Here is a 22,999-nt window from a genome sequence, read left to right as displayed (position 1 = left end):
CGGCCGCTCAGGCCCGCTCCGACAGGCAGCGCCGGTAGAGGGTGCTGCGGCTGATCCCGAGCCGCCTCGCGGCCTCCGAGACGTTGCCGCCCGCCGCGTCGAGGGCCGCCCGCATCGCGTCGCGGGCGATCGCGTCGAGGCTCTCGGCCGCGGCGGAGGGGGCGGGAGCCGCGAGCGCCGCCGGAGCCGGCGGTGCCGCCGGCAGTGCCGGCGGGCGCACCCGCAGGGTGTCGGGCAGCCGCTCCGGCCCGACCACGTCGCCCGGATCGGCGAGGGCCAGGAGGGCGCGCAGCGTGCCGACGAGCTGCCGGAAATTGCCCGGCCACTCCGCCTCGGCGAGGAGCGCCGCGCAGGCGGGCGCCAGGGCGATCCCCCGAGCCGCGCCGCCGAGGTGCTCCCAGAGGCGCTGCACGACCTCGCGGCGGTCGGCCCGCGCGCGCAGGGGCGCCAGCGTCACCCGGTAGGGCGCGATGCGGTAGAACAGGTCGGCCCGAAAGCGCCCCTCCGCCACGAGCTGGCCGAGGTCGCGGTGGGTGGCGCAGATCAGCGCGAAATCGACCGGGACCGGGCGGCCGCCGCCGACCGGCTGCACCTCGCGCTCCTGGAGCACCCGCAGCAGGCGCGATTGCAGGGCGAGCGGCATGTCGCCAATCTCGTCCAGGAACAGGAGCCCGCCATCCGCCTGCCGCAGCAGGCCCTTGGCGCCGTGCTTGGCGGCGCCCGTGAAGGCGCCCGGCTCGTAGCCGAACAGCTCCGCCTCGATCAGGCTCTCGGGCAGGGCCGCGCAGTTCACCGCGACGAAGGGCGCCCGCGCCCGCGCGCAGGCGGCGTGGACCGCGCGGGAGAAGACCTCCTTGCCGGTGCCGGTCTCGCCCTCGACCACGACCGCGATGCCGGCGTCGAGGAGCCGCACGGCCCGCGCCAGCAGGTCGGCGGTGGCCGCGTCGAAGACCGGCGCGTCGGGGCCCGCCGGCACCGCCGGGGCGCGGCCCGGTCGCGGGCGCGGGCGGGCCGGCTCCGCCTGGAGCCGCCCGTGCAGCAGGCGGCCCGCCCCGTCGCGCAGCTGGAGCGGGCCCGGGACCGGCGCGCGCAGGTCGGGGAAGAGCCGGTCGAGATCCGCGCGGTCGATGGCGCTCCAGTCGAGGCCGAGGAGCGCCAGCCCGGCGCGGTTGGCGCCGACGAGCCGCGCCCCGTCGAAGACCAGCACGCCCTCCCGCGGCGTCCCGAGCAGCGCCGGGTCCGCGTGGAGGCGCAGGACCGCCCGGTCGGACGCGACCGCGTCGAACAGCCGGTGCTCGATCGCGTCCACCGCGAGGCGGATCAGGCCGAGCGCGTGCATGTGGTGGACCGCGGCCGGCCCGGACAGGTCGAGGGCGCCCAGCGTCTCGCCCCGCGAGCCGAGGATCGGCATCGCGGCGCAGCTGAGGATCCGGTGCGGCTCGAAGTAGTGCTCGGCCCCGCGCACCTCGACGGGGCGCCGCTCGACCAGGGCGGTCCCGATCGCGTTCGTTCCGGTGGCGGCCTCGTTCCAGGGCACGCCGGGCCGCAGCGCCACCTGCGCGGCGCGGCCCGCGAAGGTCGTGCTGCCGAGCGTGTCGAGGACGAGCCCCTCCGCGTCGGTGAGGATGACGAGGCTGTCGGTCGCCTGCGCGTCGGCGTGGAGCGCCTCGATCTCGGGGCGGCAGCGGCGGCGCAGCGCCTCGTTGCGCTCGCAGGCCTCGCGCAATTCCCGCTCGGTGACCGGCTCGACCCGCGGCCTCGTGCCGAAATCGAGGCCGAGCGCCGCGCAACGCTCCCAGGAGCGCAGGATCGGGTCCGGCACCCCCTCCAGCCCGCCCTTGCCGACCATGCGCTGGCGCGCGGCGAGGAGCGTGCGGGGCGTCGCCACGCGGCTCTCCATGCTCAGCCTCCCTCTGTCGCATGTTGCGACAGCTGTTGCAGCTGTCGCAGCCTCAGTCGAGGGAAATCTGGCACCATCACCGAGAAGCGTCGTCGCAGATCTCGGTCGGACGCCCGCAATTCCGGTCGACCGAAGCATTGCCAGGGACTTACCGCGTCGCAAGATCCGGCGGCGGGGCGGCGGCGGCGGCCTGGCACGCGGGCTGCTCAGGACAGGACGGCTCGCCCCGCACCCGACGAGGGCGACGATCCTGGGAGGACACCATGAACAAGCCGGAATTCCTGCGCGGCCAGACCGCCTCGCCGTTCGCGGCGCGCTACGACAACTTCATCGGCGGGCAGTGGGTGGCGCCGGCGGCGGGGCGCTACTTCGAGAACACGTCGCCGCTCACCGGGCGGCTGATCTGCGAGGTCGCCCGCTCCGACGCCCAGGACATCGAGCGCGCCCTCGACGCCGCCCACGCCGCCAAGGACGCCTGGGCCCGCACCGCCCCCGCCGAGCGCGCCCGCATCCTCACCAGGATGGCCGACCGCATGGAGGACAACCTCGACCTGCTGGCGCTGGCCGAGACCTGGGACAACGGCAAGCCGATCCGCGAGACCACCCACGCCGACATCCCGCTGGCCATCGACCATTTCCGCTACTTCGCCGGCTGCGTGCGCGCCCAGGAGGGCTCGCTCTCCGAGATCGACCACGACACCGTCGCCTACCACTTCCACGAGCCGCTCGGCGTGGTCGGCCAGATCATCCCGTGGAACTTCCCCATCCTGATGGCGGTCTGGAAGCTCGCCCCGGCCCTGGCGGCCGGCAACTGCGTGGTGCTCAAGCCCGCCGAGCAGACCCCGGCCTCGGTCCTGGTCCTGGCCGAGATCATCGGCGACCTGCTGCCGGCCGGCGTGCTCAACATCGTCAACGGCTTCGGCCTGGAGGCGGGCAAGCCGCTGGCCTCCTCGCCGCGCATCGCCAAGATCGCCTTCACGGGCGAGACCTCGACCGGGCGGCTGATCATGCAGTACGCCAGCCAGAACCTGATCCCGGTGACGCTGGAGCTGGGGGGCAAGTCGCCCAACATCTTCTTTGAGGACGTGATGGCGCGGGACGACGCGTTCCTGGACAAGGCGCTGGAGGGCTTCGCGATGTTCGCCCTCAACCAGGGCGAGGTCTGCACCTGCCCGAGCCGGGCGCTGGTGCAGGAATCGATCTACGAGCGCTTCATCGAGAAGGCGGTGGCGCGGGTGGAGGCGATCCGGCAGGGCTCGCCGCTCGACCCGGCCACGATGATCGGCGCCCAGGCCTCGGGCGAGCAGCTGGCCAAGATCCTGTCCTACATCGACATCGGCCGCCAGGAGGGGGCGCAGCTGCTGACCGGCGGCGAGCGGGCGGTGCTGGCGGGCGAGTTCGCCGAGGGCTTCTACGTGAAGCCGACGGTGTTCCGGGGCCACAACCGGATGCGGATCTTCCAGGAGGAGATCTTCGGGCCGGTGCTGTCGGTGACGACGTTCAAGGACGAGGCCGAGGCGCTGGCGATCGCCAACGACACGCTCTACGGGCTGGGCGCCGGGGTGTGGACACGGGACGGGACCCGGGCCTACCGCTTCGGGCGGGAGATCCAGGCCGGCCGGGTGTGGACGAACTGCTACCACGCCTACCCGGCCCACGCGGCGTTCGGGGGCTACAAGCAGTCGGGCATCGGCCGCGAGACCCACAAGATGATGCTCGACCACTACCAGCAGACCAAGAACCTCCTGGTCAGCTACTCGCCCAAGGCCCTCGGCTTCTTCTGAGACCCCGCTCCCCCGCCGGCCTTCGGGCCGGTGGGCGCTGTCCCGACCCGCCCGGACCCGCAACCCCCTCGTGCCCCGGCGTGTTGCCCATCTCAGCGAGGTTGCGCCGGGAGGCCTCGGTCCCGGCCGATCACGCCGGAGACCCGCCCCGGCGCAGGACACAAGCAGGCATCCCGGAGGAGCGCCGATGACCGATCTCCCCCCGCGCGTCACCGCCACCGACGCGGCGCTCGCCCTGATCGAGACCTTGCGGGCCGAGTACGGCCCGATCCTGTTCCACCAATCCGGCGGCTGCTGCGACGGCTCCTCGCCGATGTGCTACCAGGTCGGCGACTTCCTGATCGGCGACGGCGACGTCCACCTCGGCCGGATCGGCGGGGCCGACTTCTACATCGGCCGGGCCCAGTTCGAGTACTGGAAGCACACGCAGCTCATCATCGACGTGGTGCCGGGCCGCGGCGGCATGTTCTCGCTGGAGAACGGCCGGGACGTGCGCTTCCACGTGCGCTCGCGGGTGTTCACCGATGCGGAGAGCCGGGCCCTGAACGGCTGAGGCCCGCCGCGCGATCCCTGCGGGAGGCTTGACCGTAGGCCATCGCCGCGCCGATGAAAGCCGGATGATCGCCCTCGACGACGGCCTGCCGGCCCCCCTCGGTGCCCATTTCGACGGGCGCGGGGTGAACTTCGCCCTGTTCTCGGCCCATGCCACGGCCGTGGACCTCTGCCTGTTCGACCCGACCGGGCGCCACCAGACGGACGTGATCCGCCTGCCGCGGCGGTCCGACGACGTCTGGCACGGCTACCTCGCCGGCCTGCTGCCGGGCCAGCTCTACGGATACCGGGTGCACGGGCCCTGGGACCCGGGGCAGGGCCACCGCTTCAACCCGCACAAGCTCTCCCTCGACCCCTACGCGCGGGAGATCCACGGCAAGGTGCGCTGGCACGACGCGCTCTACGCCTACCGGCGCGGCCTGCACCGCGACGACCTCATCGACCGGCGCGACAGCGCCGCCATGATGCCGAAGGGCGTGGTCGCGGCGCCCGAGGCCGAGGTCGCCGACGACCCGCCGCTGCGCCGGCCCCTCGTCGACAGCGTGATCTACGAGGCCCACGTCAAGGCGCTGACGCAGACCCATCCGGGCGTGCCGCTGCCCTGGCGCGGCACCTTCGCGGCGCTCGGCCACCCGGCCGTCGTCGAGCACCTCCTGCGCCTGGGCGTCACCGCGATCGAGCTCCTGCCGGTCCAGGCCTTCGTCGACGACCGCTTCCTGGTCGATCGCGGCCTGTCGAACTTCTGGGGCTACTCGCCGCTCAACTACTTCGCGCCCGAGCCGCGCTATCTCGGCACGGCCGGCCCGCCCGGCCTCAAGGCGGCGATCCGCCAGCTCCACGCCGCCGGGATCGAGGTGCTGATCGACGTCGTCTACAACCACACCTGCGAGGCCGACCGGGAAGGGCCGAGCCTGTCCTTCCGGGGCATCGACAACGCCGCCTACTACAAGCTGCGGCCGGACGACCGGCGCGACTGCCTCGACTTTACCGGCTGCGGCAACACCCTCGACGTCGCCCACCCGCGGGTGATGCAGATGGTGCTCGATTCGCTGCGCCACTGGGTCCAGACCTACCGGGTGGACGGGTTCCGCTTCGACCTCGCGTCGAGCCTCGCGCGCAGCCCGCACGATTTCAGCCCTCGCGCCGCGGTGCTGCAGGCGATGCTGCAGGATCCGGTGCTGTCGCGGGTGAAGCTGATCGCCGAGCCCTGGGACCTCGGCATGGGCGGCTACCAGCTCGGCGGCTTCCCGATCGGCTGGAGCGACTGGAACGACCAGTTCCGCGACGCCGCCCGGGGCTTCTGGCGCGGCGACGACGGCACGCTGCCGCGGCTGACCCAGGGCCTCACCGGCTCCCGGGAGATCTTCGCCCCCTCCGGCCGCGGTCCGGGGGCGAGCATCAACTTCATCACCACCCACGACGGCTACACGCTCGCCGACGTTGTCGCCTACGAGCGCAAGCACAACGAGGCGAACGGCGAGGAGAACCGCGACGGCCACGGCCACAACGTCTCGTGCAATTACGGCGCCGAGGGTCCGAGCGACGACCCGGCGATCCTGGCCGTGCGGGCGCGCCAGAAGCGCAACATGCTGGCCACGATCGTGCTGGCCCAGGGCGTGCCGATGCTGCTGATGGGCGACGAGCGCTCGCGCAGCCAGGGCGGCAACAACAACGCCTATTGCCAGGACAACCCGATCTCCTGGGTCGACTGGGAGGATGACGGGGGCGACCCGGCCCTGACCGGGTTCCTGGCGAACCTGCTGGCGCTGCGGCGCGCGCACCGGGCCCTGCGCCGCCGCAAGTTCCTCACCGGCGAGACGGTGACGCCGGCGGGCCTCAAGGACGTGCACTGGCTCTCGCCCTGCGGGCAGGAGATGGACGCGGCGGCCTGGGCGGACGGGGCGCGGCGCTCCTTCGGGATGCAGATCGGCAACGACGCGCCGGACGGCAAGCGGCTGCTCCTGCTGGCGAACGCCTCGCCGGACCCGGTCGCCTTCCACCTCGCTCGGGCGATCGGGGGGCCCTGGACGCCGCTCTTCGACACCACCGTTCCGGACGGGATTCCGGCGCATCACGAGCCGGTGCGGACGGGCGCGACCGTGACCCTGCCGGGCCGCGCGCTCCTGGTCTTCGGCCGGCCGATGGCGCGGCCGGGGCGCAGCCCGGGGGTGTGATCCGGGATCCGCTTGATCGCAGCGGATCCCGGATCACACGCCTGCGCGGCGCCTGAGCGAAGCCGGCATCCGCATGGCCGAAACGGGAGATGGCGACGCAATCAACCGGATGTCGTTTGAGCACGTCCCTCCCCGGCACGCGCTCGTCGCCGGCCGGCCGACCCTGCCGGACGACGCGAGGGCATGGCGCGAGGGTGACGGATCCGGTGATCGGGCGTATCCGTCGACGCAGCGAGCCATGAAACCGGCCATGCGGCGGGCCGGGGATGGCCCCCCCGGCACCCGGTGTGGCGCCGCCGCCCCACCGCCCGGCTGCGGGCGCGAAGCCCGGCAGCGGGGCGGAACCGGCGGAAGCTCGGCGGATTGCCTCGTCGAGGGGCCCGGCGCAGGGCCAATCGCCTCCGACCGGCACGAGAAGGGTGAATTCGATGCGGCGCGCGCACAGCATGCCTTTCGGCGCACAGGTCGAGCCGGAGGGCGTGCGCTTCGCGCTCTGGGCGCCGACCGCGCGCGAGGTCGCCCTCGTCCTCGACGGCGCCGAGCACCCGATGCCGGAGGTCGGCGCGGGCTGGCGGCGCCTGACCCGGCCCGAGGCCAGGGCCGGCGCCCGCTACGGCTTTCGCATCGACGGCGACCTCGTCGTCCCGGACCCCGCCTCGCGCTTCCAGCCCGAGGACGTCGCGGGCCTGAGCCAGGTCGTCGATCCGGGCGCCTTCGCCTGGACGGACGAGGGCTGGCGCGGGCGGCCCTGGGAGGAGGCGGTGGTCTACGAGGCCCATGTCGGCACCGCGACCCCGGAGGGCACCTACGCGGCGCTGGCGGCCAAGCTCGAGGATCTGCGCGACCTCGGCGTCACCGCGGTCGAGCTCCTGCCGCTCGCCGATTTCAAGGGCTCGCGCAACTGGGGCTACGACGGCGTGCTGCCCTTCGCGCCCGATTCCGCCTACGGCACCCCCGACGACCTCAAGCGCCTGATCGACCGGGCCCACGGGCTCGGGCTGATGATCTTCCTCGATGTCGTCTACAATCATTTCGGCCCGGCCGGAAACTATCTCCACGCCTATGCCAAGACCTTCTTCACCGAGCGCCACCAGACGCCCTGGGGCGCCGGCATCAACTTCGACGGGGGCGAGAGCGGGCGCGTGGTGCGGGACTTCTTCCTGCACAACGCCCTGTACTGGATCGAGGAATTCCACGCGGACGGCCTGCGCTTCGACGCCGTCCACGCGATCCTCGACGATTCCCACACCCATTTCCTGGCGGAACTCGCCTCCCGCATCCGCGCGGCCGCGGGCGACCGCGAGGTTCACCTGATCCTGGAGAACGAGGCCAACCAGGCCCGCTGGCTGGAGCGCGGGGAGGGGGGCAGGCCAACCCTGCACACCGCGCAATGGGCGGACGACCTCCATCACGGCTGGCACGTGCTGCTCACCGGCGAGGCGGCCGGCTATTACGGCAGCTTCGCCGACCGGCCGGTCGCGCACCTCGCCCGCAGCCTCGCCGAGGGCTTCGCCTATCAGGGCGAGCCCTTCCGCACCCTCGACAACCACCCGCGCGGCGAGCCCTCGGGTCACCTGCCGCCCTCGGCCTTCGTCACCTTCCTGCAGAACCACGACCAGGTCGGCAACCGCGCGATGGGCGAGCGCCTGAGCCACCTCGCCGATCCCGACCGGCTGGCGCTGGCCCGCGCCGGCCTGCTGCTCGCCCCGCAGATCCCGATGCTCTGGATGGGCGAGGAATGGTCGGCCTCCGCGCCCTTCCAGTTCTTCGTCGATTTCGCGCCCGACGAGGCGCTGAACAAGGCGGTGCGCGAGGGGCGGCGGCGGGAATTCCGCCACTTCGCCGCGTTCGCCGACGAGGAGAAGGCCAAGGCGATCCCCGACCCGACCGCGGAGGCGACCTTCCGGCGCTCGACGATCGACTGGGCGGAGCGGGAGCGCTCGCCCCACCGCGAGGTGCTGGCCGACACCAGGGCGCTGCTGGCGACGCGCGCGCGGGAGGTCGTGCCGCTGACGCGGTCGGGCTGGCAAGGCGGCACGGCGCGGCTGCCGCGGCCGGACGTCGTCGACGTCACCTGGCGCTTCGCGGGCGGCACGCTGCGCTTCGTCGCCAATTTCGGTGCGGAGTTCGCCCTGCCGACGCCGGAGGGGCGCTTGATCTGGGTCTCGCCCGCTGCAACCTGCCGCGAGGGCGGCGAGATCGTCCTGCCGGCCTGGACCGGGTTCTTCGCGAGAGGGGTGGCGTGATGGCGGTGTCCGAGGATGTGGTCGCGCGGCTCGCCGATCTCGCGGGCGTCGCCGCCAGCTACACGGACGCCTTCGGCCAGCGGGTCGAGACGCCGCTGGAGGTGCGCTGCGGCGTGCTCGCCGCCATGGGCCTGCCCTGCGGGACCGAGGAGGAGGCGCGCGCGAGCCTCGCACGGGTCGAGGCCCTGCGCCGCGGCCTCGTGCCGCCGCTCCTGCCCGTCGAGGCGCGCCGGGCCTCCCGGGTGCCGGTGCGGGCGCGCGGCGGCGGCAGCCTCACCTGGCGCCTCGTCGACGAGCGCGGGAGCGCCCGCGACGGCCGCGCCCTCGTGGCGGCGGGCGACGCGGATTCGGGCTTCGACCTGCCGCCCCTGACGCCGGGCTACCACCGGCTCTCCGTCGGCCTCGGCGAGCAGCGTGCCGAGGCGACCGTGATCGCCGCGCCGCATCGCTGCTGGCGGCCGCGGGCGCTCGGCGAGGAGGGCGCCCGGGACTGGGGCCTCGCCGTGCAGCTCTACGGCATGCGCTCGGCGGGCAATCTCGGCATCGGCACCTACGCGGACGCCGCCCGGGCGGCGAGCGACGCGGGCGCGCGCGGCGCCGCCTTCCTGGGCCTGAGCCCCGTCCACGCCCTGTTCCCGAGCGACCGCCACAAGGTCTCGCCCTACTCGCCCTCCTCGCGGCTCTTCCTGGAGACGCTCTATATCGACCCGGCCGCCGTGCCGGGCTTTGCCGGCAGCCGGGCCGCCGCGCTCCTGGAGGAGAGGCGCCCGGAGATCGCGCGCCTGCGCGACGCGGCCCTCGTCGACCACGCGGGCGTCTGGGAGGTGCTGGGGCCGGTCCTCGACGCGCTCTGGCAGGAGTCCCGCGCCCGGGCCGGGCGGGACACCGACTTCCTCGCCTTCCGCGCCGCGGGCGGCGAGAGCCTGGAGGCCCACGCCAGCTTCGACGCGCTCTCCGAGCATTTCCGCCGCCAGGGCGCCCACTGGCTCGGCGAGTGGCCGGAGCCCTACCGGCGCAACGGCACCCCGGAGGTGCGCGCCTTCGTGCGGGAGAACCCGGAGCGCATCGCCTTCTACGCCTGGCTGCAATTCCTCGCCGACCGGCAGCTCGCCGAGGCCGCCGCGGCCGCGCAGGCGTCCGGCATGCGGCTCGGCCTCTACCGCGACCTCGCGGTCGGCGCCGACCGGGGCGGCTCGGAAGTGTGGTCGCATCCCGAGCGCTTCGCCGCCGGCCTGTCGATCGGCGCCCCGCCCGACCTCCTCGCCCCGAGCGGCCAGGATTGGGGCCTGCCGCCCTTCGACCCCCTGGCGCTGGAGCGCGACGGCCTCGCGGCCTTCCGGGCCCTCGTCCAGGCCAACATGCGCCATGCCGGGGCGATCCGGATCGACCACGCCTTCCAGCTCGCCCGGCTCTACCTGATCCCGCTCGGCCGCGGGGCGAGGAACGGCGCCTACGTGGCCATGCCGTTCGGGCCGATGCTGGCGGTGCTGCGGCTGGAGAGCCACCGGGCGAAGTGCCTCGTCATCGCGGAGGATCTCGGCACCGCGCCGGAGGGCTTCTCCGACGCGCTGATGCAGGCCGGGATCCTGAGCTACCGCATCCTGGCCTTCGAGCGCGGGGAGGGCGGCTCCTTCAAGAGCCCGGGCGCCTATCCGCGCGACGCGCTCTGCGCGATCACCACCCACGACCTGCCGACCTTCGTGGGCTGGTGGCGGGGCGTCGACACGGACCTGCGCCAGTCGCTCGGGCTCTACGACGCCGAGCGGGCGGAGGGCGAGCGGGCCGAGCGGGTGACCGAGCGCCGCCGCCTCTCCGAGGCGCTGCACGGCGAGAACCTGCAGCCCGGCGCCGAGCCGCCCGACCAGCCGCCCTTCGACGCCGCCGCCCGCTACCTCGCCCGCGCGCCCTCGGTGCTGACCGCCGTGCAGTACGAGGACGTGCTCGGCGAGGTGAGCCAGGCCAACATGCCGGGCATCACCGACGGCTACCCGAACTGGCGCCGCAAGCTCGACCGCGACCTCGACGCGATTGCGGCCCCGGGTGGGCCGCTCGCCAAGCTCGCCGCCTCCCTGGCCTCGGAGGATCGCGGGCCGCGCTCGGGCGCCGCGCGCCTCGCCTCGGAGCCCCCGCGGGCGACCTACCGGCTGCAATTCCACAAGGACTTCACCTTCGACGACGCGGTCGGGATCGTGCCCTACCTCGCCGGGATCGGGATCAGCCACGTCTACGCCTCGCCGATCCACAAGGCCCGGCCCGGCTCGACCCACGGCTATGACATCGTCGACCACCGCGAGATCAACCCGGAACTCGGCGGCGAGGAGGCCTTCATCCGCTTCAGCGACGCCCTGAAGGCGCACGGCCTGAAGCTCCTGCTCGACATCGTGCCCAACCACATGGGGGTCGGCGGCGCCGACAATCCCTGGTGGCTCTCGGTCCTCGAATGGGGGCCGCTCTCGCCCGCCGCGCAGGCCTTCGACATCGATTGGGAGCGCCTCGGCGCCCACAACAAGCTCGTCGTGCCCTTCCTCGGCACCCGCTACGGCGAGGCGCTGGAGAAGGGCGACCTCACGCTCACCTTCGACCCGGCCGAGGGCGGCTTCTCGGTCTGGCACTACGAGCACAAATTCCCGATCTCCCCGCTCAGCTACCCGATCATCCTCGACCGGGCGCTCGCGGCCCTGCCGGAGGCCGGGGACGAGGCCGCCGCGACCGTGCTGTCGATCTCCGAGCGCCTGCGGCGGATGAGCGAGGAGACCGAGGAGGCGCGCCTCGCGGGCTTCCCGGCCGAGGCCGACGGCCTCAAGCAGCGCCTCGCCGAGGCGGTGGCGCACGCCCCGGAGCTGCGCCACGCCATCGACCGGGCCGTGACCCTGGTGAACGGCTTCAAGGGCCACCCCGACAGTTTCGGGGCGCTCCACCGCATCCTGGAGGCGCAATCCTACCGGCTCGCCCATTGGCGGGTCGCGGCGAGCGACATCAACTACCGCCGCTTCTTCGACGTGAACTCGCTCGCGGGCCTGCGGGTCGAGCGCCCGGCGGTGTTCGAGGGCGCCCACGCCATGCTGTTCCGCCACATCCGCGAGGGGCGGATCGACGGCCTGCGCATCGACCACATCGACGGCCTCGCCGACCCGGCCGGCTACGTGCGCGCCCTCCAGGCCGCCGTGGGGCCGGGTTTCTACATCGTGGTGGAGAAGATCCTGGAGCCCGGCGAGCGCCTGCGGCCATGGCCGGTCGCGGGTACTACCGGCTACGACGTGCTCAACCAGATCGACGGGCTCTTCGTCGACCGCGCGAAGCAGGAGGCGGTGCGCGCCCTCTACGCGGAGGCGACCGGCACCGACGAGTCCTACGGCCTGCTCCTGCGCCAGGTGAAGGCCGAGATCCTGGAGACGAGCTTCGCGAGCGAGCTCGAGGTGCTGACCTCCGACCTCAAGCGCGTGGCCGACGCCGACCGGCGCACCCGCGACTTCTCGGTCAACGCCCTGCGCCAGGCCCTGACCGAGATCGTGGCGCGGTTCCCGGTCTATCGCAGCTACATGCCCCAGGACCTCGACGAGGGCGACCTGGAGCCGGAGGACGTGCGGCTGATCGAGGGGGCGGTGCGCCGGGCCAAGCGGCACTCGCGGCTGCCGGACCGCTCGGTGCACGACTTCGCCCAGGGCGTGCTGCTGGGGCGCATCGACACCGACGGCCCGGGCCGGCCCTCGCCCGAAATCGTGCGCCGCGTGCGCCGCCGCTTCCAGCAGCTGACCGGCCCGGTCATGGCCAAGAGCCTGGAGGACACGCTGTTCTACCGCTACGTCGAACTCCTCGCGCTCAACGAGGTGGGCGGGGATCCCGGCGAGTACGGGCTTGCGGCGGAGCATTTCCACGCCCTCCAGGCCGCCCGCGCCCGCGATTGGCCGAACGCCCAGATCGCCACGGCGACCCACGACACCAAGCGCGGCGAGGATGCCCGCGCCCGGCTGCTCGCCCTCTCGGCGATGCCCGAGGCGTGGCGGGCCGAGTGGGCGCGCTGGCGGGAGATCGCCGGGCCGCATCTCGGCGAGGTCGAGGGCGAGCCGGCGCCGGACGCCAACGACCAGTGGATGCTCCTCCAGGCCATCCTGGGGGCGTGGCCCCTCGAACTCCTGGAGGACGTCTCCGACGCGGGCGCGGTGGCGGCGTTCCGCGGGCGGCTCGGGACCTACGCGGAGAAGGCCCTGCGCGAGAGCAAGCGCTGGTCGAGCTGGGTCAACGTCGACGAGGCCTACGAGGGCGCGGTGGCGCGGCTCCTCGACGCGCTGATCGCCCCGGATTCCGCCTTCCTCACGGCGTTGCGGCCGTTCGCGGCCCGGCTCGCCCGCATCGGCATGGTGACCGGGCTCGCCCGCACGGCGCTGAAATGCACCCTGCCGGGCCTGCCCGACACCTACCAGGGCACGGAGTTCTGGGACTTCTCCTTCGTCGATCCCGACAACCGCCGCCCGGTCGACTACGCGGCCCGGGCGCGGGCGCTCGCCGAGGGCGGCTCGGTCGAGGAGATGCTGGCGCACTGGCCGGACGGGCGGATCAAGCAGGCGGTGCTGGCGCGCCTCCTCGCCGACCGCGCCGCGGCGCCGGGCTTCTACGCGCAGGCCGATTACCGGCCGCTCGCCGCGGAGGGGCCGCGCGCCGGGCAGGCCTTCGCCTTCCTGCGCGGCGAGGCGGCGGGCGGGGGCGAGCTCCTGGTGGCGCTGCCGCGCCACGTGGAGAGCCTGCTGCAGGACGAGGCGGCGGGCGACCTGCCGCGCCTGGCCGGGGCCTTCGCCGGCAGCGCGCTCCCGGTTCCGGAGGGCAGCCGCTGGCGCGATCTCGTCACCGGAGAGGAACTGAGGGAGGAGGGCGGGCGTCTTCCGCTCGACCGCCTCTTCCGGAGGCTTCCCGTCGCGGTCCTGCGGCGGGTAACGGCATCGAGTTGAGCCGCGGCCGGGGTTCGGACGCGGGCGCCCCCTCCCGGACGGGAGCGGGGCGGGGATTCCAGGATCCCAGGGGATTCGAGAATCCCGGGGGATTCCAGGATTCCAGGACCCTGCCCCGGCCGGGGGAGGGCGGAACCGCGCCGAATCCCGCCCCGGCCAAGGTCACGGCGGCGTCGCGGCCGTGCGGCACACGATGCGAGGCTCCAGAGAGGTTGCAGGCAGGATCGGTCCGATGAACGCACCCCGCACCAGCACCACGCCCGCCGAGCGCGCCGTGACGCCGCTGCCCGCCACCCTCGCGCCGCCCGCCACGGGCCCCCGCATCTACAACCTGTTCCCGCTCCTCGTCGGGCGGGTGCGGGACTGGACCGCGGAGCTGCCGCGCATCGCCGCGATGGGGTTCGACTGGGTCTACCTCAACCCGTTCCACCAGACCGGCGGCTCGGGCTCGCTCTACGCGGTGGCCGATCCCGACCGGCTCGACGACCGCTTCCGCGACCCGGACGGCGCGCCGGACGACGAGCAGATCCGCCGCTTCGTGGCCGCGGCGGCCGAATCCGGCCTGCGGGTGATGACCGACCTCGTCGTCAACCACGCGGCCAATGACGGGCGCCTCGTGCGCGAGCGGCCCGACCTCTTCCTGCGCGACGCGACCGGCACCCCGGTGAGCCCGGCCGCGGTCGACCCGGACGACCCGAGCAAGGTGACGGTCTGGGGCGACCTCGCCGAGTTCGACTACCACGCGGAGGGCCCGCGCGCCGCGCTGACCGGGTTCTGGGACCGCTACGTCGCCCGGCTGCAGGGGCTCGGCGTGCGGGGCTTCCGCTGCGACGCCGCCTACAAGGTGCCCCCGGAGGTCTGGCGCGCGCTGATCGGCGCCGCGAAGGGCCGCGACCACGCGGTGCTCTTCGCGGCCGAGACGCTCGGCTGCACCTTCGAGGAGGCCCGCGCCACCGCGGGCGCCGGCTTCGACTACCTGTTCAACAGCTTCGCGTGGTGGGACCTGAAGGCGCCCTGGGCGCTGGAGCAGTACGACCGCCTGCGCATCCTCGCGCCCTCGATCGCCTTCCCGGAGAATCACGACATGGCCCGGCTCGCCGCCGGGGTGGCGGGGGGGCCGGAGGCGGTGGCGCGGCGGCTCAAGACCCGCTACGCGCTGGCGGCCTTCTTCTCGGCCGGGGTGCTGATGCCGATCGGCTACGAGTGGGGCTACCGGCAGCCGCTCCACGTGGTCGAGACGAGCCCGGCCTCCCGCGAGCCGGACAGCGGCATCGACATCTCGGGCTTCATCGGCGCCGTCAACCGCCTGCGGGCCGAGTTGCCGGCCGCCAACGTCGAGGGCGCGCAGTGGCGGCTCTCGGCGCCGGACGCGTCCTACGTGGCGCTGCTGCGCCTCGATACCGGCCATCCGGGCTCGGCGAACCACGCGGTGATCGTGCTGTTCAACCCGGGCGAGGCCGCCGTCGCGGTCGATCCCGGCCCGCTCATCGCCCGCACGGGGGGCGAGCTCGGGCCCTTCGAGGACCTCACGCCCGAGGCGGCGCCGCTCCCCTTCCGGCCGGACGTCTCGGTCGACCTGCCCCCCGGCGCCGTCCACATCCTGGCGGCCCGGCGCATCGCCGCCCAGGTGCCGCCGAAGCGGCGCAAATCCGAGCCGGGCGGGGAGGGGCGCGTCGTCATCGAGGCGGTGTCGCCGGAGATCGACGGGGGCCGCTGCGCGGTCAAGCGGGTCGTGGGCGAGCGCCTGCGGGTCGAGGCCGACATCTTCACGGACGGGCACGAGGTCATCAACGCGGCGGTGCTGTCGCGGCTGGCCGGCGAGCGCGAGTGGCGCCGCGACCCGATGGTGTTCATCGACAACGACCGCTGGGGCGGCTCCTTCCCGCTCCTGCGCAATGCCCGCTACGAGTACACGGTGGAGGCGTGGCGCGACGACTTCTCGTCCTGGTTGCGCGGCCTGGAGAAGAAGCGCCTCGCGGGCGTCGACGTGCATCTCGAGACCATCGAGGGCGTTGCCCTGGTCCGGCGCGCGGCGGAGCTCGCGGACGGCAGCGACGCCGACGCGCTGCGGGGCCTCGTCGCCGCCCTCGACGCCGACGCGCCGGGCTCCGACGCGCAGCGCCGCCGCATCCTGGACCACCAGCGCCTGATCCACCGCAATTCCGAGAAGGTGAACCTCTCGCGCTACCCGGTGGTGCTGGAAGTGTTCGCCGACCGGCTCGCGGCCCGCTTCTCCGCCTGGTACGAGATCTTCCCCCGCTCGCAATCGGGCGACCCGAACCGCCACGGCACCTTCGACGACGTGATCGCCCGGCTCCCCGCGATCCGCGAACTCGGCTTCGACGTGCTCTACTTCACGCCGATCCACCCGATCGGCCGCAAGAACCGCAAGGGCAAGAACAACTCGCTGAGGGCCCGCGAGGGCGACGTCGGCTCGGTCTACGCGGTGGGCGCCGAGGAGGGCGGCCACGACGCGGTCCACCCGCAGCTCGGCACGCTCGACGATTTCCGCCGCCTCGTCGCGGCGAGCCACGCCCACGGCATGGAGGTCGCCCTCGACTTCGCCATCCAGTGCTCGCCCGACCATCCCTGGATCGCGCAGCACCCGGAATGGTTCGACTGGCGCCCGGACGGCAGCATCAAGTACGCGGAGAACCCGCCCAAGAAGTACGAGGACATCGTCAACGTCGACTTCTACCGGGAGGGCAGCCTGCCCTCGCTCTGGCTGACGCTGCGCGACACCGTGCTCGTCTGGGTCGAGCTGGGGGTGCGCATCTTCCGGGTCGACAACCCGCACACCAAGCCGATCCCGTTCTGGGACTGGATGATCCGCGACATCAACGACCGCTACCCCGACGTGCTCTTCCTCGCCGAGGCCTTCACCCGGCCGAAGATGATGAAGAAGCTGGCCAAGGCGGGCTTCCAGCAGAGCTACACCTACTTCACATGGCGCAACACGAAGCAGGAGCTGACCAGCTACTCCGAGGAACTCGCCGGCGAGATGGGCGAGTACTACCGCCCGAACTTCTTCGCCAACACGCCGGACATCAACCCGTTCTACCTGCAGACGAGCGGGCGGCCGGGCTTCATCGTGCGCGGCACGCTCGCCGCCACCCTGTCGAGCGTCTACGGGATCTACAACGGCTTCGAGCTCTGCGAGGGCACCCCGATCCCCGGCAAGGAGGAATACCTCGATTCCGAGAAGTACGAGATCAAGGCCTGGGACTACGACCGGCCCGGCCACATCCGCGACCACATCATCAAGCTCAACCGCATCCGCCGGGAGAATCCGGCGCTCTGGGACTTCCGGAACGTGGTGTTCACGCCGGCCTGGAACGACCAGATCCTCGCCTACCTGCGGGCGACGCCGGAGCGGGACAACGCGGTGTTCGTCATGGTCAATCTCGACCCGAGGAACCGGCAGGAATGCAGCTACGACGTGCCGCTCTGGGAATTCGGCCTGCCGGACGACGGCGCCGTCGAGGTCGAGGACCTGCTGCTCGGCTACAAGTTCCAGCTGCGCGGCAGGACCCACCGCATCGCCCTCGACCCGGCCGAGCGCTCGGTCGTGATCTGGCGGCTGCGCCGGGTTGCGGTCTGAGGCCGCGCGTGGCAGCACGACCCGCTCGCGGCTCGCGGCGGCCCCCGCCCTGAGCCGACCCGCACCCGTCGTTTCCCGAACTCCCTCCCGGCGAGAGGCGCTCATGCGGGACGAGACCGTCCCCGCGCGGCGCACGGAACCCGGTCGAACGAGGCTCTGACGCGATGATCGATCGCAGCGATCCGCAATGGTACCGTGACGCCATCATCTACCAGGTCCACGTCAAATCCTTCTTCGACGCCAACAACGACGGCATCGGCGACTTCGACGGCCTGACCGCCAAGCTCGACTACATCCGCGACCTCGGGGTGACGGCGATCTGGGTGATGCCGTTCTACCCCTCGCCGCTGCGGGACGACGGCTACGACATCGCCGACTACAAGGGCATCAACCCGTCCTACGGCACGATGCGCGATTTCCGGCGCTTCGTCCGCGAGGCGCACGAGCGCGGCCTGCGCGTCATCACCGAGCTCGTCATCAACCACACCTCGGACCAGCACCCCTGGTTCCAGCGCGCCCGCAGCGCCCCCAAGGGCTCCAAGTGGCGCGACTTCTACGTCTGGTCCGACACGGACGAGAAGTACCGCGACACGCGCATCATCTTCCTCGACACCGAGGCCTCGAACTGGACCTGGGACCCGGTCGCCAAGGCCTATTACTGGCACCGCTTCTACTCGCACCAGCCGGATCTGAACTTCGACAATCCGCGCGTGCTGGAGGCGGTGATCGAGGTGATGCGCTACTGGCTCGACATGGGGGTGGACGGCCTGCGCCTCGACGCGATCCCCTACCTGATCGAGCGCGAGGACACGAACTGCGAGAACCTCTCCGAGACGCACGACGTCATCAAGAAGATCCGCGCCGCCCTCGACGCCGGCTACCCGGACCGCATGCTGCTCGCCGAGGCCAACCAGTGGCCCGAGGAGACCGCGCAGTACTTCGGCGACGGGGACGAGTGCCACATGGCGTTCCACTTTCCCCTGATGCCGCGGATGTACATGGCGATCGCGCAGGAGGACCGGCACCCGATCACCGATATCATGCGGCAGACGCCGGAGATCCCGGAGGGCTGCCAATGGGCGATCTTCCTGCGCAACCACGACGAGCTGACGCTCGAGATGGTCACCGACAAGGAGCGGGACTACCTCTGGAGCTTCTACGCCGCCGACCGCCGCGCCCGCATCAACCTCGGCATCCGCCGCCGCCTCGCGCCCCTGCTGGAGAACGATCGGCGCAAGATCGAGTTGATGAAGTTCCTGCTGCTGTCGATGCCCGGGACCCCGGTGCTCTATTACGGCGACGAGATCGGGATGGGCGACAACATCTACCTGGGCGACCGCGACGGGGTGCGCACCCCGATGCAATGGTCGCCCGACCGGAACGGCGGCTTCTCCCGCGCCGACCCGGCGCGCCTGTTCCTGCCCACCATCCAGGACCCGATCTACGGCTTCGACGCCGTCAACGTCGAGGCCCATAGCCGCGCCCAGACCAGCCTGCTCAACTGGACGCGGCGGATGATCGCCATCCGCAACAACCACCGCTCGCTCGGCCGCGGCACGCTGCGCTTCCTCTACCCGGACAACCGCAAGGTGCTGGCCTGGCTGCGTGAGTTCGACGACGAGAAGGTGCTCTGCGTCGCCAACCTTTCGCGGGCGCCGCAGGCGGTGCAGCTCGACCTCTCGGAGCTGCGCACGGCGGTGCCGGTGGAGCTCACGGGCGGCACCTCCTTCCCGCCGATCGGCGACCTGCCCTACCTGCTGACGCTGCCGGCCTACGGCTTCTACTGGTTCAAGCTGGCGCAGGGCCACGCCGAGGCGGCGCCGCGCCAGGAGGCGCCCGAACTCTTCACCCTCGTGCTCACCGGGGGCGTCGAGACCCTGATCCAGGGCCGCGAGCGGCAGGCCTTCGAGCGCACGGTGGCGCCGCGCTTCATCGGCTCGCGGCGCTGGTTCGGGGCCAAGGGCTCGCGCATCCGGCAGGTGCAGGTCGTCGACAGCGCCGTCCTGCCCGCCCGCTCGGGCCGGAGCGGCTACCTGCTGCCGCGCCTGTCCGTGTCGCTCTCGAGCGGCGAGCGCCAGGAATACTTCACGCCGCTCGCGGTGGACGAGGGCCGGGAGGACGAGGCGCTCCTCGACCACGCCGTCGCGCGGGTGCGGCGCGGGCCGCGGATGGGCCTCCTGTACGGGGCGGCCTCCTCGCCGGACTTCGCCCTCGCGGTCGTCGACGGGATGCGGGAGGGCCGCGACCTGCCCTCCGAGGAGGGGCGGCTCGAATTCCGCGCCACCTCGCTCTTCGACCCGGATCTCGACCTCGACCCGGCCGACATCCGCCGGCTCTCGGCCGAGCAGAGCAACACCTCGATCGCCTTCGGCTCGCGGCTGATGCTGAAGCTCCTGCGCCGCCTCCAGACCGGGACCCATCCCGAGGTCGAGGTCGGCCGCTTCCTCACCGAGGTGACGGGGTTCCGCAACACGCCGGCGCTCCTCGGCACGGTCGAGCATGTCGGCCGGGACGGCACCCGCACGGCGCTCGCCCTGCTGCAGGCCTTCGTGCGCAACCAGGGCGACGCGTGGGCGCTGATGCGCGAGTACCTGCGCCGCGACCTCGACGCGATCGTGCTCGTGCCCGAGAGCGAGGCGCAGGCGCCCGAGGAGGTCTTCGGCACCCACCTGCGCTGGGCGAGCCTGCTCGGCCAGCGCACCGCCGAGATGCACCGCGCCTTCGCGATGGAGACCGACGACCCGGCCTTCGCGGCCGAGCCCTTCACGGCGGAGGACCTCGCCGCCCTCGTCGCCGATACCCGCCGCCAGGGCGAGAAGGCGATGCGCGGCGTCGCGGGCATCCCCGCCACGGCCTCCGCGAGCGCCCGCGAGGCGGCCGCGGCGATCCTCGCCGCCCGCGAGGAGATCGAGGCGCTGATCACCCGGCTCGGGCGCCTCGATCCGGTCGGGGCCCACAAGACCCGCATCCACGGCGATTACCATCTCGGCCAGGTGCTCGCCTCCCAGGACGACCTCATCATCGTCGACTTCGAGGGCGAGCCGTCCCGGCCGGTCGAGGAGCGGCGGGCCAAGGCGACGCCGCTGCGCGACGTCGCCGGCGTGCTGCGCTCCTTCGCGTATGGCGGCGAGACGGTGACCCGGGAGATCGTCTCCCGCTTCGCCGAGGCCGAGGACCGCACGGTCGCGGCGGTCGCGGCCTGGCGCGGCCTGATCGAGGGCGCCTTCCTGGAGGCCTACGGGCACACCGTGCGCGGCAGCCGGGCCGCCGTCGCGGACGACGTCACTCACGAGCGCCTGCTGCGCCTCTGCCTGCTGAACAAGGCGCTCTACGAGATCGACTACGAGGCCAACAACCGCCCGGACTGGATCGAGATTCCGGCCCGCGGCGTGCTCTCCCTGCTGGACCAGATGAGAAAGGTGCCCGAATGACGGTTGACGCGACCCGCGCCCGCCCGCCGGCCCCGCCCTCCCGGACGATTCCTGCGGCCGCCTTCGCGGCCGCCCCGGACGCGCCGGGCCAGGCGCCCCGCCCCGCCGTGCCGGCCCGCCACGCCGGGCTCCACCCGGACGCCGTCGAGGCGATCATGGCGGCCGGCCACGGCGATCCGTTCGCGGTCCTGGGTCCGCACGAGGTCTCGCCCGGCCGGTGGGAGGTGCGGGCCGTGCTGCCCGAGGCGCGCGCCGCGGCTCTGATCCTCGGCGAGGCCCGGATCGAGATGGAGCGCCGCCACCCGGCCGGCTTCTTCGTCGGCGCCTTCGCGCATGAGGGCCGCCCGGATTACCGCATCGCGGTCGAGGCCTGGGACAACACCGAGCGGCTGCGGCGCGACCCCTACGAGTTCGGCACCACGCTGAACCAGGCCGAGATCGGGCTCCTGCGCGACGTCGGCAACGACGCGGTGCAGCGGGTGCTCGGCGGGCAGGCGGACACGATCGGCGGCGTGCCGGGCTTCCGCTTCGCGGTCTGGGCGCCCAATGCCCGGCGCGTCAGCGTGGTCGGCGACTTCAACGACTGGGACGGGCGCCGCCACCCGATGCGCCTGTGGCACGACGGCGGCGTCTGGGAACTCTTCATCCCCGACCTGCCCAAGGGCACGAACTACAAGTTCGAGATCCGCGGCCCGGACGGCGCGGTCCTGCCGCTCAAGGCGGACCCGGTCGCCTTCGCGGCCCAGCAGCCGCCCGAGACCGCCTCGCGCCTCAACGGGCGGCCGCAGCCGCGCTGGCGCGACGGGGCCTGGATGGGCAGCCGCGGCAAGGCCGACCACCGCCACAGCCCGATCAGCATCTACGAGGTGCATCTCGGCTCCTGGGCGCGGGTGCCGGAGGAGGGGAACCGCTACCTCACCTACCGGGAACTCGCGGCGCGGCTGATCCCCTACGTCAAGGAGATGGGCTTCACCCATATCGAGCTCCTGCCCATCACCGAGCACCCGTTCGACGGCTCCTGGGGCTACCAGCCGGTCTCGCTCTTCGCGCCGACCAGCCGCTTCGGCTCGCCCGAGGATTTCTGCGAGTTCGTCAACGCCGCCCACGAGGCGGGCCTCGGCATCCTCCTCGACTGGGTGCCGGGCCACTTCCCCCTCGACGCGCACGGGCTCGGGCTCTTCGACGGCACCCACCTGTACGAGCACGCCGATCCCCGCCAGGGCTTCCACCAGGATTGGGGCACCTACATCTACAATTTCGGGCGCACCGAGGTCTCGGCCTTCCTGGCGGCCAATGCCCGCTTCTGGCTGGAGGAGTACCACCTCGACGGGCTTCGCGTGGACGCGGTCGCCTCCATGCTCTACCTCGACTATTCGCGGCGGGCCGGCGAGTGGATCCCCAACCAGTACGGGGGCAACGAGAATCTCGACGCGATCAACTTCCTGCGCCGGACCAACGAGGCGACCTACGCGCACGCCCCCGGCACCATGACGGTGGCGGAGGAATCGACCTCCTGGCCCGGCGTCTCGCACCCGACCTATACCGGCGGGCTCGGCTTCGGCTTCAAGTGGAACATGGGGTGGATGCACGACACCCTGCGCTTCATCTCGAAGGACCCGGTGCACCGCCGCTACCACCACAACGACCTGACCTTCGGGCTGCTCTACGCCTTCTCGGAGAACTTCATCCTGCCGCTGTCCCACGACGAGGTGGTGCACGGCAAGGGCTCGCTCATCGGCAAGATGCCGGGCGACCGCTGGCAGAGATTCGCCAACCTGCGCGCCTATTTCGGCTTCATGTGGGGCCATCCCGGCAAGAAGCTGCTGTTCATGGGCGGCGAGTTCGGCCAGGAGCGGGAGTGGAACCACAACCAGAGCCTGGACTGGCACCTGCTCGACGACGCGTTCCATCGCGGCGTCAAGGACCTCGTGCGCGACCTCAACCACCTCTACGCGGCGGTGCCGGCCCTCCACGCCCGCGACACGGAGGCGGCCGGCTTCGAGTGGCTGGTGGCGGACGATGCCGACAACAGCGTGATCGCCTGGGCCCGCAAGGGCCGCGAGGCGGGGCAGGTCGCGATCGTGGTGTCGAACTTCACCCCGATCCCCCGCCACGGCTACCGCATCGGCGTGCCGGCCCCGGGCTATTACCGGGAGGCGATCAACACCGACGCGGCCGCCTACGGCGGCAGCAACGTCGGCAATTACGGGGGCCTGGAGGCGTCCTGCGACCCCTCGCACGGGCAATCCTGCTCGCTGACCCTGTCGCTGCCGCCGCTGGGGACCGTGATCCTGGTGCGCGAGGGCTGAGACGCTGTCCGGACGTGATCGTCCGGACAGCGTCTGACGAGCCCGCGCGGCGCGTGAGC

9 protein-coding genes are annotated in these 22,999 nt (G+C 72.7%); 8 read left to right on the top strand and 1 reads right to left on the bottom strand.

The window, feature by feature from the left end:
* Nucleotides 1–7: 7 nt before the first annotated feature.
* The gene (locus M446_RS33005; protein ID WP_012336433.1) at nt 8–1,900 is read right to left on the bottom strand and encodes a sigma-54-dependent Fis family transcriptional regulator; all 1,893 of its coding nucleotides are present in this window, start codon (nt 1,898–1,900) and stop codon (nt 8–10) included.
* 263 nt (nt 1,901–2,163) lie between these two features.
* Here M446_RS33005 and adh point away from each other — a divergent pair, with 263 nt between their 5' ends.
* The 8 genes from adh (at nt 2,164) to glgB (ending at nt 22,940) form a co-directional block, all read left to right on the top strand.
* On the top strand, nt 2,164–3,684 hold the full coding sequence (gene adh, locus M446_RS33000; protein WP_012336432.1) for an aldehyde dehydrogenase: 1,521 nt from the start codon (nt 2,164–2,166) through the stop codon (nt 3,682–3,684).
* A gap of 187 nt (nt 3,685–3,871) precedes the next feature.
* On the top strand, nt 3,872–4,237 hold the full coding sequence (locus tag M446_RS32995; RefSeq protein WP_012336431.1) for a DUF779 domain-containing protein: 366 nt from the start codon (nt 3,872–3,874) through the stop codon (nt 4,235–4,237).
* A 64-nt stretch (nt 4,238–4,301) separates the two neighbouring features.
* Nucleotides 4,302–6,410 carry a glycogen debranching protein GlgX gene (gene glgX / locus M446_RS32990; RefSeq protein ID WP_012336430.1) on the top strand — a complete coding sequence of 703 codons (2,109 nt, stop codon included), beginning with the start codon at nt 4,302–4,304 and terminating at the stop codon, nt 6,408–6,410.
* A 428-nt stretch (nt 6,411–6,838) separates the two neighbouring features.
* Nucleotides 6,839–8,656, top strand: coding sequence for a malto-oligosyltrehalose trehalohydrolase (gene treZ / locus M446_RS32985; protein ID WP_012336429.1), 1,818 nt, complete (start codon nt 6,839–6,841; stop codon nt 8,654–8,656).
* Entirely contained in the window at nt 8,656–13,599 is a 4,944-nt protein-coding gene (locus M446_RS32980) for a malto-oligosyltrehalose synthase (RefSeq protein ID WP_012336428.1), read from the top strand. Before treZ ends, M446_RS32980 begins: the two co-directional genes overlap by 1 nt.
* A gap of 232 nt (nt 13,600–13,831) precedes the next feature.
* Entirely contained in the window at nt 13,832–17,200 is a 3,369-nt protein-coding gene (locus M446_RS32975; RefSeq protein ID WP_012336427.1) for a maltotransferase domain-containing protein, read from the top strand.
* 164 nt (nt 17,201–17,364) lie between these two features.
* Complete coding sequence (gene treS, locus M446_RS32970; RefSeq protein WP_012336426.1) at nt 17,365–20,631, top strand: maltose alpha-D-glucosyltransferase; 3,267 nt, start codon at nt 17,365–17,367, stop codon at nt 20,629–20,631.
* On the top strand, nt 20,628–22,940 hold the full coding sequence (glgB, locus tag M446_RS32965; protein WP_012336425.1) for a 1,4-alpha-glucan branching protein GlgB: 2,313 nt from the start codon (nt 20,628–20,630) through the stop codon (nt 22,938–22,940). The genes treS and glgB overlap by 4 nt, the downstream gene beginning before the upstream one ends.
* Nucleotides 22,941–22,999: the final 59 nt, after the last annotated feature.

The sequence above is a fragment of the Methylobacterium sp. 4-46 genome (genome assembly GCF_000019365.1).
Lineage (GTDB): Bacteria > Pseudomonadota > Alphaproteobacteria > Rhizobiales > Beijerinckiaceae > Methylobacterium.
The sequence above is the reverse complement of the archived record's forward strand: the minus strand, read 5'-3'. Positions and strand labels throughout refer to the sequence as shown.